Origin of the sequence: Priestia flexa NBRC 15715, from assembly GCF_001591565.1 — a bacterium.
In the GTDB taxonomy this organism is placed as follows: Bacteria; Bacillota; Bacilli; order Bacillales; family Bacillaceae_H; genus Priestia; species Priestia flexa.
Genome location: NZ_BCVD01000110.1, coordinates 1 through 13469 on the forward strand (window position 1 = coordinate 1; position 13469 = coordinate 13469).

The following is a 13469-nucleotide window of genomic DNA, read 5'->3' on the forward strand; positions in this document are numbered from 1 at the left end:
AATAATGGTGCTTTTTTTGATTCTTCTTTCCAGTTTTCCGTCGAAATTTTAACTGATGGAATTAAAGCTGTTTGTCCCATTGGATCGCTATCTCTAATAAATTGATGAAACTGTTTAGGTTGTATATAAGATCTCTGTTTATAGCTTTCATATGGTTCATGGAGAATGGTTGACAATCCCGACAATGTAAAAAACGCTTTTGTTTTAAGTACATCTTCTATGGGTTCCTTTGTAGCATATAAGAGAATATTATAGCGTATTTCTCGGTATCGATTAATAAAATCAATCGAATCTTTAATATCTTGTTTTAGGAGTTGTTCACTCAAAATTAGCGTAGAGACATGTCCCCAAAAAAGTCTTTGTTGTGCATCTTTATATAATTGATTTAATGCTTCCGTAATTGTAATGCCTTCCCCTCTTCCTATCCAAACTGGTGGTTGTTTATCAGGTCTTGCCCCTTCTAACTTAGCAACGTTAGAAAAGTCAAGTAACTGAGCATAAGCTATATATTTTCCTTCTTTAAAATCTATACCAAGAGCTGAAACATAATAAATATCTTGTACTTCTTTAATATTCCAGCATCCAGATAATATTGTGCTAGACAAGAGTATCATGGTTATTAGTTTTAGTTTGTTCAGCTTCACTCTTTCCCTTCTCCTTCATCAGTTTTAGAACGAAGGTAACTTACTCTATGCCCATAACTTCTCCACGGTAAGCGAAATAATGCCTTGAAAAAATCAGAACTAGATTTTGGGAAAACCAAAGCTAAGTAAGGGATCCCAAAGGAACGCAATCTAGAAAGATAAAGAACGATTACAAATCCCCCAAGCATAAAACCATATAACCCCATTAAAATTGAACATAATAGTACAAAGCCTCTAAGTATGGATACTGCTCCTGCTAGTAGTTGGTTTACTAAGGTATATCCCGCAATAGCAGATAAAGCAGTAATAACAATGACAGATGGGGAGATAAAACCCGAACGGATTGCTGCATCCCCAATGATTAGTCCGCCTACCACTGAAAGGGTTTGACCAAGGGGGGAGGGTAATCTTTGACCGGCTTCACGGAACATCTCAAAAAGAAACAAAACAATTATAAGCTCAAGTGGTGCTGGAAATGGTAGACCTGATCTTGCAACAGTCACAGTCGCAAGAAGAGGGAAAGGAATTTGATCTTGGTGATAAGCAAGTAATGCCATCCAAAATCCGGGTAGGAAGACAGCTAAAAGAAATCCAAACCACCGATAAAAGCGTGCAAATGATACAGTTAGAAAATTAAAGTGGGAATCTTCTGCAGCTTTTATTAAAAAAGTTATAGTAACAGGAGCGATAATAACAATTGGGGAGCCATCAATTATAATCACTACTCTACCTTGCAATAAGCATTCCACTGCAAAATCTGGTCTAGCTGTATCACCACAAAGAGGAAAAATAGATAAAGATTGTTTCGATACCATCTCTTGAATTTGAGTTGAACTAATTACGCCATCAATATCAATTAAAGTTAGACATTCTCGAATGTTATTTAAAATCTCTAAATTAACTACATCTTTTAAATATAATATCCCTATTTGAGTTTGGGTTCGTTTACCTAACGTCAACGTTTGATAAGACAAGGTGGGATGTCTTAATCTTTTACGAATAAGTGCCACGTTTGTTGAAATATCTTCAATAAAATTGTCTCTTGGCCCACGTACGGATGTTTCGTAATTAGACTGTTCTGTAGAACGGTTTGGTTTATTTGAAGCATTGACAGAAAAAAAGGTAAGCGACTTAGGAAAATACAGAACTAAATTTCCGTTAAATATTTCCAAAGAGATAGACTCTAACCCTTCTCCCACTTTTAAAGGTGTCCACTCTAGCTCTTGTTGATACTTATGAATTTCTTCCTTTAAGAAAAGATATTGATGTTTTTGAGCTATTTTTTCTAATTGAGGAATAACAATCTGATTTATTTGTTTTTTGTCCACTAAACTTTCGCAATAAATGAAAAAGGTCTCAACAGCTTTTTCTTCACTCCCAATTTTATGGAGAACAACTTTGACATCCTCACTATTTTGATATGTTGAACGTATTTTTTCCTCATTTAATATTGGATTTGGTTTATAGATAGAAAATTTTCCATTACCCTCTTTTTTTGTATTCTGATTCCATCTTCGCAAGGATTATCTCTCCTTTCCTCTTTTTAGAAAAACTAAAAGTCCTAATACTATTGAAAAGGAAAGTAAAAATAAAAAAGTTAAATGAAAATAAACATTTTGTAAAAAACGAACAAATTCGATATCACTTATAGGAAGAAGAACAGCCACAAATGTAATTAGTGAACTGATTCCTATTAATACATTCCTTTTTTTCTCGTTTTTAAATGAAAATAATTGTCCAATAATATATAAACCAAAACTAATCCTAATAAATCCACCTGATAACCATTGGTAAATTGAAAAGAAATCTACCTGTTCGATATACTTTCCTATTTTCAATAATCTCCATTCTTCGTAAGCAGGATACCTCTGATTAGCAGCCTCTTCAGGTCCAAAAATAGCAATAGAGCCCAATAAAGGGCCAAGCGTTAAGCAGATCAACACTAACCCAAGAATAATAAAACTCCGTGACTTGATATTCATTTTTAAATTATGTTGAATAAAAAAAATTAAAGTCACTTCTAGCAGAGAACCTAAACTATAGACGGTTCCTTTGATAACGGGTGTCAATCCATTCTCAAGGATAGGGAATAATTGAGAATAATCCTTATGAGGAAAATTAAGACTCATAACGAAAAAGCCTAATGCAACAACAAATACTAATAAAAAACCTGACAGAATAGATAAGGTTGTAAAATTAGATGTTGCAGCAAAAAAACAGATAACTAAAAATACAATAGCTAAAATGGGCGCAGGACTTTGTGGAAAATAGGATGTAACTGTCCATACAATCATATCTTTTAAGGTAACTCCAATAAATAAGAGAATAAACATATACATTAATAAACATAATCCCTTTGCAACAATATTCCCAAAGTGGTTATTTAACCATGAATACAGATGTGTGTGGTCTAACTTTTTCATAATAAATCGAATAAAAAGTAACCATCCCAGAATGAATCCCCCAGATAAGAGGACAGAAATCCATGAATCTCTCCTCGAGATAGCTAATAACATAGGAATCACCATAACGTGATTCATTAAGCCAATACTCATCATAAACAAAACAAATACTTGTGAAAAATTCGCTTTATGTTGTTGCATTGTTAAACCTACTAACTTAGTTGGATTTTATAAAGAATAAACTAATCACATCAAAACTAATTGGCAAGGATACTAAACGGTATTTTTCTCCATTTATTAAGAAATTATTCATATAACACCTCATATTATAAGTGTAAGCCTCTACCTTACCCACATGTTTGGCATTTTTTTATATGCGATAATCTCCTAAAGATCGAATTCTAAGGAGGTTTTGCGATGAATAAATCTCAATTATGAATGGAATGGGGACAACGGATTACCAACTGTTTGGCCAGCGGACAAAGTGCTTCAAAATGGTGTGCTTCTAATGAAGGAAGCATTCATCAGTTCTGGTATTGGAAATAAAGCTTAAAATGACTCAGGATACAAGTGATAATTCACCTATATGGTTGACATTAGAAATGGACGATTCTTTCGAAAATCAAGATTAGTGGTAGGGGGTGGTCAAGCTTCTTTAGATGTTGAACCTGAATGCGATCCAAAGTTACTTCCAGATGTAGTAAGGACGCTTCAATCAGTATGTTGAGACCTTCAATGATTGAAAGTGTCTATCTCGAACGAGGTAGTACGAATATGAGGAAATCTATCGACGGATTAGCTATTTTGGTTCAGGTGGAGTTTAATCTAGACCCATTTTCATCAAGTCTATTTGTTTTTTGTTGCAATAAGGGTAGCGTCATGAAAATGCCGATTACAACAATAAGGAAATTCCAATATAAAAAGCCTGATTTCTCGTCAATTAAATTGAGAAATTTGGCTTTTTTGTCACTCCATAAAAGTCTTCTATTATTGGAGAATATGTATATTACTTCGGGATAACAGGGACCCAGAGTTCGTGTCTTGGTTTATGCTTCTGACCGTAATAACATTCTATACACGGTAAATTTGCAAGTTCATACTCGGAGGTAGGAACCCACTCGGAATATAAACGTTTCCATGCATCCACTATGTTCGGAAAAACTGCCCATGTACCTGCGGGAATAATAAGCGTCTCCATATTTTCTGGGGATTCCCCATCGTATCTTACGCCCATGAAATAGGAAAATTGTTCATCTGTTATGGCGGCTTCTTTTCCGCAAACCCCCAGAAGGCTTTCAAGCGTGCATTTTGGATTTTCCCATGACATATCTACTAGTTCTTGCATAAATCCATCTTTTTTAGCAGTGTTCCAAAGCGTAGGGATTGTTTTAAATGCTCTGCTTGTTTTTACTGGCTTACTTTTTCCAACAATTCTTAAATCAAAATCAAGGTTTTCAATTCTGTAGTCCATCTCGTTATCTCCTTTAATAGAAATTTGAAAGGAAATTCTGGGAAAGGCTTTTAACTGTACCCCTCTATTACGAGCATTGGAAGGGGTTACTCCATGCATTTTTTGAAAGGCACGTGAGAAAGTATCAGAAGAAACATAACCATATTTAATTGCCACATCGATAATCCGAATATCACTTTTTTGAATTTCAAATGCTGCAAGTGTTAACCGTCTTCGTCTAATATATTCCGATAGCGATATACCTGAGATTGAGGAGAACATTCTTGAAAAATGAAACTCAGAACAATTAGCTGCTTTTGCAATCTCTTTGTAGTCTATTTCTTCATCCAGGCTATTTTCAATGTAGTTTAACGCATTGTTCATTCTTTCTAGCCAATCCATAAGTTTACTCCCTTTCAGTATTTACTTTAAAACAAAATAGATAATAATTGCCGACAATTCATGCCTAAAAATGTTGGTGAAAAAATACACCTTTTGATAGAATCAGGACAAACTATTTGTTTCCTTCCGATAGCTTTCTATATAATGAAGCCCTAGATACATTAGTAATTTCGCAAATTTGATTTACAGTCATACCGCCTTCTTTATATAGTTTTACTGCATAATTCATTCCTGCGTGATTTTTATGATACTTCTTTAAACGACCCTTAAACTTGCCTTCTTTCTTAGCGAGCTCAATCCCTTCACGTTGACGCATACGGATAAGATCACGCTCTAATTGGTTCACACCAGCCATTACTGTAATTAAGAATTGGCTGTATGGATTATCCTCTGATAAATCTAGCCATGTATCCTTGAGTGATTTTAAGCTTGCCTTTTTCCTTCATATTAAATCAATCAATTCAAATAAATCCTGCGTACTCCGAGTGATCCGAGTTAAGTCTGTAACATAAATGATGTCGCCTTCTTGTATATCCTCCAACATTTTTTGAAGTTTCTCGCGATCCTTTGTTGCTCCGGAAACTTTTTCTTCAAAAATAATATCCATTCTGATTTCGTTCAGTTGCTGAACTTGCCTTGAAGGATTCTGGCTAGTTGAACTGACACGTATATAACCAATTTTCCGCAAAATATCACCTCATTTTTTGAGACAAGTCTTATGAGACGCTCTTAACTATGATTTTATCAGTCTCCTACACTTGTATCAATAGAGTACACTCTATTGATATATAATTGAACTAATAAATTGAAAATACAGAAATGGGAGGATATTGAATGAAAATTGCGAGAGGTAGAGAATTGCTTACACCGGAACAGAGACAGGCTTTTATGCAAATCCCTGAAGATGAATGGATACTTGGGACCTACTTCACTTTTTCCAAACGGGATTTAGAAATAGTTAATAAGCGAAGGAAGGAAGAAAACCGTTTAGGATTTGCCGTTCAATTAGCTGTTCTTCGCTATCCCAGTTGGCCATACACCCATATCAAAAGCATCCCAGATTCAGTCTTACAATATATATCGAAACAGATCGGTGTAAGTCCATCCTCACTTAGTCATTATCCTCAAAGGGAAAATACACTTTGGGATCATTTGAAAGAAATTCGAAGTGAATACGACTTTGTAACTTTTACCCTAAGAGAATATCGAATGACATCTAAGCACCTTCATCAATTAGCTTTGGAAAATGGTGATGCCATTCATCTACTGCATGAATGTATAGATTTTCTAAGAAAAAACAAAATCATACTACCTGCTATCACTACACTTGAAAGAATGGTGTGGGAGGCAAGAGCAATGGCTGAAAAGAAGCTATTTAATGCGGTTAGTCAGTCTCTAACAATTGAGCAAAAAGAAAAACTTGAAGAGATCATAACTTCGCAGCATCCATCCGATTCCAATAAAACAATATTGGGTTGGTTAAAGGAACCCCCGGGTCATCCTTCACCCGAAACATTTCTAAAAGTAATAGAACGGCTGGAATACATACGGGAAATAGAATTGGAGACGGTAAAAATTAGTCATTTGCATCGCAATCGCCTGTTACAGCTATCTCGTTTAGGTTCAAGATATGAGCCTTATGCATTCCGTGACTTTCAGGAAAATAAACGCTACTCAATATTAACCGTCTATTTATTAAATCTTACTCAGGAGTTAACGGATAAAGCTTTTGAAATTCATGACAGACAAATACTCAGTCTGTTATCAAAAGGCCGTAAGGCTCAAGAGGAAATTCAGAAACAAAATGGTAAAAAGCTGAATGAGAAAGTTATACACTTTACGAACATTGGACAAGCTTTGATCAAAGCAAAACAGGAGAATTTAGACGTTTTTGAGGTTTTAGAATCCGTTATCGAATGGAATTCTTTTGTCTCTTCAGTCGAAGAAGCTCAGGAGCTTGCACGTCCTGCCGACTATGATTATTTAGACTTACTACAAAAACGGTTTTATTCACTAAGAAAATATACGCCAACGCTATTAAGAGTATTGGAATTCCATTCCACAAAGGCAAATGAGCCACTTTTAAAGGCTGTTGAGATTATCCGAGGAATGAACGAATCCGGAAAACGAAAAGTGCCTAATGACTCACCTGTGGATTTTATTTCAAAACGATGGAAAAAGCATTTATACGAGGAGGATGGTACAACAATAAATCGTCATTACTATGAAATGGCTGTTTTATCAGAACTTCGGGAGCATGTTCGGGCAGGAGATGTTTCCATTATAGGTAGCAGACAATATAGAGATTTTGAGGAATATTTGTTTTCGGAAGATACATGGAACCAAACGAGGGAGAATACGAGATTATCAGTTAGTTTATCATTCGAGGATTATATAACGGAGAGAACCAGCAGCCTTAATGAAAAGTTAAAATGGTTAGCTTCCAATTCCAACAAGTTGGATGGAGTTTCTCTTGAAAAAGGAAAGCTGTCACTTGCACGCTTAGAAAAAGATGTTCCAGAAGAGGCAAAAAGGTTTAGTGCAAGCCTTTATCAGATGCTACCAAGAATAAAATTAACTGATTTACTCATGGATGTGGCTCATATAACAGGATTTCATGAGCAATTCACTCATGCTTCCAATAATCGAAAACCAGATAAGGAAGAAACAATCATTATCATGGCTGCTCTTTTAGGAATGGGAATGAATATTGGCTTGAGCAAGATGGCCGAAGCCACACCTGGACTTACATATAAGCAATTAGCCAATGTATCTCAATGGCGCATGTATGAAGATGCAATGAATAAAGCCCAAGCCATTTTAGTAAATTTCCATCATAAATTACAGTTGTCCTCCTATTGGGGTGACAGTACAACATCCTCGTCAGATGGTATGAGAATGCAGCTAGGTGTTTCACCACTGCATGCAGATACAAACCCACATTATGGCACGGGAAAAGGAACCACCATCTACCGTTTTACTAGTGATCAATTCTCTTCTTACTACACAAAGATTATTCATACTAATTCAAGGGATGCGATTCATGTTTTGGACGGTTTATTGCACCATGAGACAGATCTAAACATAGAAGAGCATTATACAGACACAGCCGGTTACACAGACCAAATTTTCGGATTGACCCATTTATTAGGATTTAAATTTGCTCCGAGAATAAGAGATTTATCAGACTCAAAATTATTTACAATAGATAAAGCAAGTGAATATCCAAAATTAGAAGCCAGTTTACGTGGACAAATAAATACAAAGGTCATTAAAGAAAATTATGAGGACGTTTTGCGATTAGCTCATTCTATAAAGGAAGGAACAGTTTCAGCATCCCTTATTATGGGGAAACTAGGCTCTTATTCAAGACAAAATAGCTTAGCCACAGCCTTGCGTGAGATGGGACGAATAGAAAAAACGATCTTTATTTTGAATTACATTTCGGATGAATCATTAAGAAGAAAAATACAAAGAGGATTGAATAAAGGAGAAGCCATGAATGGATTAGCAAGAGCTATTTTCTTTGGAAAACAAGGTGAGCTTAGGGAGCGAACCATACAGCATCAATTGCAAAGGGCCAGTGCCTTAAACATAATCATTAATGCCATCAGTATATGGAATACCTTACATCTAACAAAAGCAGTTGAATATCAAAAACAGACTGGTAGTTTTAATGAAGATTTGTTACACCATATGTCACCTTTAGGTTGGGAACATATTAATTTGCTAGGAGAATATCATTTTAATTCGGAGAAAGTGATCTCATTAGATTCTTTAAGACCACTAAAACTTTCTTAACGTTGTTAAAAATGGGGGAATCGTCAGGAAAATAGGCTTAACGTTGTAAATCCGCATTTTCCTGACGGTACCCCAAAATCAAATGTTCTTAGTTCGAAAATTTATGGTACTAAAATAAGTTTTCCTGTCGTTTTTCTTCCTTGTAATAAACGATGAACATGCGCTGCATCTTCAAGTGGATACGTTCCACCAATCAGCAGTTCAAGCTCGCCGTTTTTCATATAAGTTAACAGCTCTTGTAAACTTTGCTGATACAAACTAGGCTTTGCCATCATTTGTGGTAAAAAGAACCCCATTACGGACTGGTTTTTCTCCATCAGCCTTCCTGGATTAAATTTTACAGGCTGACCGCTTGCCATTCCGTAGAATACAAGACGGCCAAACGGCGCAAGACAATGCAGAGAATCGTAAAAAATGGACCCTCCAACCATTTCTAAAATTACGTCCGCTCCGTGCTTTGTTTCTTCCATCACTTTGTTTTGCCATCCTGCTTCCGTATAATTAATGAGAACATCGGCTCCTAGGCGCTTGGCAATAGCAAGCTTTTCATCTGAGCTCGCTGTGGCAATTACGTTAGCACCAAACTTTTTCGCAAGCTGCACAGCAAGCGTACCAACGCCTCCTGCAGCAGCGTGTACCACAACAGTTTCTCCTTTTTCAATTCTCCCCATCGTTTTTAAAATGTGATACGCTGTTAAGCCTTGAAGCGGCAAGGCAGCTGCTTGCTTAAGATCAACTCCGTCCGGCAGCGGAATAAGACCTCTAGAATCGGCAAGCGTATACTCCGCATACCCTGTTGCTCGGTGTGACCCAAGCAGCGTAACGACTTTCATTCCAACCTTTATTCCTTCTACTTCTTCACCAAGCTCAACAACCTCTCCTGCCACTTCAGAACCAGGAATAAACGGAAGCGGCGTATCAACAACGTATGCTCCTTCTCTTCTAGCCGTATCAGCGTAATTAACACCAATCGCTTCTACTTTAATCAAAACGTCTTTCTTTTTCGGGACGGGTCTTGCCAAATTAATCACTCTTAGTACATCTGGACTACCGTATTGTTTGAATTGAATCGCTTTCATTTTTACTCCTCCTTTTTAGTTAACACGTATAACGATCGCTTTCAATCAATGAATCTGCCACTCTTCGCGTTTTAGTAAACGTGCCTTCGTATTGAAAATCGCTCATTACAGTCTGAAGTTCATAGTGAAGGGCTTGATGCTTTTTACCAGTAGCAATACCGTTAATAAGCTGCGTCGCTTCATCTCTTACCTCGCGCATCGTTAAATCCACTACTAGCTCTGTCAGATCAACTTTCAGCTGTTCGTTTTCTTTCCCATTTTTCCTGACTGCTTTTTCCGTTCGGATGACGGCTGATTCCATTGCATATAAACCAATAGCAAGGTTTGAAAACTTCATTAAGGCTTCTTGCTCGTGGACTATATGCTCTTTTGCTACTTTTAATGCTTCACTTAAAAGTAATAGAAGAAGATAGCGCACTGTGTGAACAGCTTTCTTTTCAAGAGGGAGAAGGTCATTTTCTTCTTTTATAGCGCCATATGCTTGTTCAAGTGTTTCCTGATTTAAAACAAGCTCTCCACTTTTTACTTTTCGCAGAAAGTGCATCGGTAAAACCAGTCTATTAATCTCGTTTGTTCCTTCAAAAATCCGATTAATACGCGAATCGCGATAAACTGATTCAATTTCGTAATCTTGAATAAACCCAGCACCGCCGTGTAGCTGAAGCGCTTCGTCCACCACCGTGTCGAATGCTTCAGAGCTATATACTTTACACACTGAGCACTCCATCGCAAACTGACTAGCAGTTTGCGCGATTAGCTTTTGCTCACTTGTTAAGTCTTCTGGGGTGCATGCATCAGACGCAGACTTCACTATGAACGTACCACCAAACGACGATGGTTTTACGTCTTGAAACATTGTTTCCACTCCCTCTCTTAAACAGTTTGTAAATAATTCTGTAAAAACGCACACACGTCATCTGGAAGCGGTACGCTCTTTTGCAAGTCAAAATCGAAGTGAACAAGAACCGCTTCTCCTCTAGCAATTAACCTATTCGTTTTACTGTCCGTAATTTCGTGACCAATCGTAAAGCTTTTATGACCGATGCGCGTTACGTACGTGGAAACAACAAGTGTTTGATTAAAATACCCTTGGGCAATAAAATCACATTTGGTGGAAGCAATTAAATAAGTCCACTTGCTTGAATCCATTTTCACACCCATTTTTTCAAAGAAATCAATTCGCGCTTCTTCTAAATAAATAAAATAGCTTGTATTGTTAATATGACCCAGCGCATCTGTCTCGCAAAATCTCACTTTAATTTTCGTATCGCTCATGTTTAACCTCTCCCCTTCTTTGGTGATTGCTCGTTATTTTTTGATATGCTCTTTTTCATACGTATAAAACCCTTTTCCCGTCTTGCGCCCAAGCTCTCCTTTTTCTACTTTTTCTTTTAGGAATTCGGGAGGTAAATCGCTTGGATCTCCCGTTTCTGCATAGCGCTGATTCATTACGTAGTAGCCAACATCAATACCGGATAAATCCATTAATTCAAATGGTCCAATCGGATGATTAAGCGCTTTTTTACAAATTAAATCAATATCTTTGAAGTCCGCATAACCGTTTTCGTAAAGAAACATCGCTTCTTTATGAAGAGCACCTAAAATACGATTAGCGATAAAACCAGAGATTTCTTTTTGAAGCAAGACTGCTGTACGATTCATTTGCTTACATACATTCATGGTAATCGCTGCAGTTTCTTGACTTGTTTTCTCACTCATGACAACTTCTACACAGTCCATGACTACCGGTGGGAAGAAAAAGTGCATATTTACGACTTTATCAGGTCGAGTCGTTGCAGAAGCTAGTAAAGAATTAACGATCGTCGAGCTATTGGAAGCTAAAATAGCGTGCTTTGGCGCATACTCATCAAGCTGAGCAAATACGCTTCTCTTTACTTCAAGCTTTTCAACAACCGCTTCAATCACAAAGTCAGTAGTAGAAACAGCTTCTTTTAAATCAGTAGTATACGATAGCCTAACAAGCGCTTCATCCTTTTGCTTTACGGTTAATTTCCCTTTATTAATCCATCGATTTAACAGTGTATGAAGCTGATTTCTTGCACTATTGAGTGAATGTTCATTCATATCGTGAATCGTAGTTTCATAACCTCCTAAAGCTGCTAAGATGGCAATTTGATGACCCATTTGCCCTGCACCTACAACTGTTATATGCTTAATGATCATTTTTTTATTCCCCTTTCAACTGTAGTCCATCTACTAGCATGTTATAAAAAATCGCTGCTACTTCTTGTGCTGAACGTTCTCCGCTTGGCTGAAACCAAAAATAGCTCCAGTTTGTGATGCCTAAGATTCCAAGCGTTACGATATCTGCTGGCAAGTCCCCTCTAAATTCACCAGCTTTTATTCCAGCTTCAATTAGATCTTGAAGATTCATTTTAAACTGATCACGCTTTGGCACAATGCTTAAAAGGTGGTTATCACTCAAATGGCGCATTTCGCGAAAAAACACTTTAGCTCGCAGTCCCTCTTTTTTAATATCGTAAATTAATTTAAAAATCATCTCATAGAGTTTTTCTGCGCAAGACAACTCATCGGCACGCAAAATGGTTTCTTGATTTTCAACTAAGTGCTCAATATATGAGCGGTGAATATCAAGCAGCACTTCTTCTTTGCTTTTAAAATAATAATAAAAGGTTCCTTTGGTCACGTTCAATTCATCTGCAATATCTTGAATGGACGTTTCTTTAAAGCCTTTCTTTGCAAATAGTAAAATGCTTGTTTCCATGATGCGCTCTTTCATTTTCTCCGCCGCCTTTTGAAATTTAATAAGTTATGTTGCGAGCAACCCCCCGTCTACAACTAGAACATCACCTGTGACGTAATCGGAAGCTCTTGATGCTAAAAAAACAGCTGCTCCCTTTAAATCAACGTCTGTACCAAAACGCTTGAGCGGCGTTTGTTCTAAAAAGTAATCTCTTCCTTCTCTCATCGTCATAGCCGCCATTTTCGTCGGGAAGAATCCTGGAGCAATTGCATTTACTTGAATGTTATGCTGTCCCCACTTTACGGCTAAATCCTTCGTAAACGTAATAACGGCTCCCTTACTTGTGTTATAGCCAATAGAATTCATATATTCTGGATGTGAACCTCCAAATCCAGCGACCGATGCGATATTGATAATCTTGCCTTTTTTAGCATGTATCATATGTTTTCCAGCTTCTTGAGCCATTAAAAATGTGCCTGTTACGTTTGTTTGAAGCACTTTCTGCCAAGCTTCTAAAGGCATCTCTTCCACCTTTGACCCCCATGTTGCTCCGCTGTTATTAACCACAATGTCAATTTTTCCAAACTGAGCAATGACCGTATCCACCACGTTTTTAACATCTTCTTGATTCGTGATGTCACACTGTATTGCTAACGATTCAACGCCTAGTTCTTTTATTTTTTCGGATACGCTTTCACAAGATTCCAACTTTCGAGAGCAAACGATAACGTGAGCACCCGCTTCAGCTAATCCGGTTGCAAACTGTTCACCAAGGCCTCGGCCTCCTCCCGTTACGATTGCGACCTGACCTGTTAGGTCAAAGAGCTCTTTCACATGCATCTTTTCCCCTCCTCGCAGAATTGGCTATACTTACTAACCGGTTGGTATGTTTCATATTTATCATATACCGAATCATTTTATAACAGCAAGTATTTTTTAGAAAATTTAAACAGTTATTATTTAAAA

Annotated in this window: 14 protein-coding genes and 1 pseudogene; 4 read left to right on the forward strand and 11 right to left on the reverse strand. The window is 37.1% G+C overall.

The genetic code is table 11. From position 1 onward, the window contains the following. The 3 genes from BFL01S_RS15730 to BFL01S_RS15740 form a co-directional block, all read right to left on the reverse strand. Window positions 1–644: Ger(x)C family spore germination protein (locus tag BFL01S_RS15730; RefSeq protein ID WP_439950865.1), on the reverse strand; the 644-nt coding region annotated here is incomplete at its 3' end. Next, window positions 641–2164, reverse strand: a complete 1524-nt coding sequence (locus tag BFL01S_RS15735) for a spore germination protein (RefSeq protein WP_061786247.1) — start codon at window positions 2162–2164, stop codon at window positions 641–643. The genes BFL01S_RS15735 and BFL01S_RS15730, both read right to left, overlap by 4 nt. Window positions 2165–2167: 3 nt before the next feature. Beyond that, window positions 2168–3247, reverse strand: a complete 1080-nt coding sequence (locus BFL01S_RS15740) for an endospore germination permease (RefSeq protein WP_061786248.1) — start codon at window positions 3245–3247, stop codon at window positions 2168–2170. Between the two features lie 237 nt (window positions 3248–3484). Here BFL01S_RS15740 and tnpA point away from each other — a divergent pair, with 237 nt between their 5' ends. Genes tnpA through tnpB form a run of 3 tightly spaced genes read left to right on the forward strand, consistent with a single transcriptional unit; the run spans window position 3485 to window position 4066 of the window. Further along, on the forward strand, window positions 3485–3592 hold the full coding sequence (tnpA, locus tag BFL01S_RS21480; RefSeq protein ID WP_379261829.1) for an IS66 family insertion sequence element accessory protein TnpA: 108 nt from the start codon (window positions 3485–3487) through the stop codon (window positions 3590–3592). A 40-nt stretch (window positions 3593–3632) separates the two neighbouring features. Beyond that, on the forward strand, window positions 3633–3773 hold the full coding sequence (locus BFL01S_RS20795) for a hypothetical protein (protein ID WP_169799860.1): 141 nt from the start codon (window positions 3633–3635) through the stop codon (window positions 3771–3773). An 8-nt stretch (window positions 3774–3781) separates the two neighbouring features. After that, a complete protein-coding gene (gene tnpB / locus BFL01S_RS21410) occupies window positions 3782–4066 on the forward strand; it encodes an IS66 family insertion sequence element accessory protein TnpB (protein ID WP_369690853.1) in 285 nt (94 codons plus the stop codon). Here tnpB and BFL01S_RS15750 read toward each other — a convergent pair. Next, complete coding sequence (locus tag BFL01S_RS15750; protein WP_061786250.1) at window positions 4053–4898, reverse strand: AraC family transcriptional regulator; 846 nt, start codon at window positions 4896–4898, stop codon at window positions 4053–4055. The genes tnpB and BFL01S_RS15750 overlap by 14 nt on opposite strands. A 112-nt stretch (window positions 4899–5010) precedes the next feature. After that, a pseudogene (locus tag BFL01S_RS15755) lies at window positions 5011–5586 on the reverse strand (recombinase family protein). A gap of 146 nt (window positions 5587–5732) precedes the next feature. Here BFL01S_RS15755 and BFL01S_RS15760 point away from each other — a divergent pair. Next, on the forward strand, window positions 5733–8699 hold the full coding sequence (locus BFL01S_RS15760) for a Tn3 family transposase (protein WP_061786251.1): 2967 nt from the start codon (window positions 5733–5735) through the stop codon (window positions 8697–8699). 101 nt (window positions 8700–8800) lie between these two features. On the opposite strand, the gene BFL01S_RS15765 is transcribed toward BFL01S_RS15760, so the two are convergent. From BFL01S_RS15765 to BFL01S_RS15790, 6 genes are read right to left on the reverse strand one after another with little or no spacing between them, the layout of a single operon-like run. Beyond that, on the reverse strand, window positions 8801–9778 hold the full coding sequence (locus tag BFL01S_RS15765; RefSeq protein WP_061786252.1) for a quinone oxidoreductase family protein: 978 nt from the start codon (window positions 9776–9778) through the stop codon (window positions 8801–8803). 19 nt (window positions 9779–9797) lie between these two features. Beyond that, entirely contained in the window at window positions 9798–10634 is an 837-nt protein-coding gene (locus BFL01S_RS15770) for an acyl-CoA dehydrogenase family protein (RefSeq protein ID WP_061786253.1), read from the reverse strand. Between the two features lie 17 nt (window positions 10635–10651). Continuing rightward, on the reverse strand, window positions 10652–11053 hold the full coding sequence (locus tag BFL01S_RS15775; RefSeq protein ID WP_061786254.1) for an acyl-CoA thioesterase: 402 nt from the start codon (window positions 11051–11053) through the stop codon (window positions 10652–10654). Between the two features lie 33 nt (window positions 11054–11086). After that, the gene (locus BFL01S_RS15780) at window positions 11087–11962 is read right to left on the reverse strand and encodes a 3-hydroxyacyl-CoA dehydrogenase family protein (protein ID WP_025907955.1); all 876 of its coding nucleotides are present in this window, start codon (window positions 11960–11962) and stop codon (window positions 11087–11089) included. Between the two features lie 4 nt (window positions 11963–11966). After that, a complete protein-coding gene (locus BFL01S_RS15785) occupies window positions 11967–12539 on the reverse strand; it encodes a TetR/AcrR family transcriptional regulator (protein ID WP_061786255.1) in 573 nt (190 codons plus the stop codon). A 30-nt stretch (window positions 12540–12569) separates the two neighbouring features. Next, window positions 12570–13343 carry an SDR family oxidoreductase gene (locus BFL01S_RS15790; protein ID WP_025907957.1) on the reverse strand — a complete coding sequence of 258 codons (774 nt, stop codon included), beginning with the start codon at window positions 13341–13343 and terminating at the stop codon, window positions 12570–12572. Window positions 13344–13469 lie beyond the last annotated feature (126 nt).

Bases quoted from the DNA above. Each gene is read 5' to 3' on its own strand.
- BFL01S_RS15740 (WP_061786248.1), bottom strand. From the start codon at position 3,247: ATGCAACAACATAAAGCGAATTTTTCACAAGTATTTGTTTTGTTTATG.
- tnpA (WP_379261829.1), top strand. From the start codon at position 3,485: ATGGAATGGGGACAACGGATTACCAACTGTTTGGCCAGCGGACAAAGT.
- BFL01S_RS20795 (WP_169799860.1), top strand. From the start codon at position 3,633: ATGGTTGACATTAGAAATGGACGATTCTTTCGAAAATCAAGATTAGTG.
- tnpB (WP_369690853.1), top strand. From the start codon at position 3,782: ATGATTGAAAGTGTCTATCTCGAACGAGGTAGTACGAATATGAGGAAA.
- BFL01S_RS15750 (WP_061786250.1), bottom strand. From the start codon at position 4,898: ATGGATTGGCTAGAAAGAATGAACAATGCGTTAAACTACATTGAAAAT.
- BFL01S_RS15760 (WP_061786251.1), top strand. From the start codon at position 5,733: ATGAAAATTGCGAGAGGTAGAGAATTGCTTACACCGGAACAGAGACAG.
- BFL01S_RS15765 (WP_061786252.1), bottom strand. From the start codon at position 9,778: ATGAAAGCGATTCAATTCAAACAATACGGTAGTCCAGATGTACTAAGA.
- BFL01S_RS15770 (WP_061786253.1), bottom strand. From the start codon at position 10,634: ATGTTTCAAGACGTAAAACCATCGTCGTTTGGTGGTACGTTCATAGTG.
- BFL01S_RS15775 (WP_061786254.1), bottom strand. From the start codon at position 11,053: ATGAGCGATACGAAAATTAAAGTGAGATTTTGCGAGACAGATGCGCTG.
- BFL01S_RS15780 (WP_025907955.1), bottom strand. From the start codon at position 11,962: ATGATCATTAAGCATATAACAGTTGTAGGTGCAGGGCAAATGGGTCAT.
- BFL01S_RS15785 (WP_061786255.1), bottom strand. From the start codon at position 12,539: ATGAAAGAGCGCATCATGGAAACAAGCATTTTACTATTTGCAAAGAAA.
- BFL01S_RS15790 (WP_025907957.1), bottom strand. From the start codon at position 13,343: ATGCATGTGAAAGAGCTCTTTGACCTAACAGGTCAGGTCGCAATCGTA.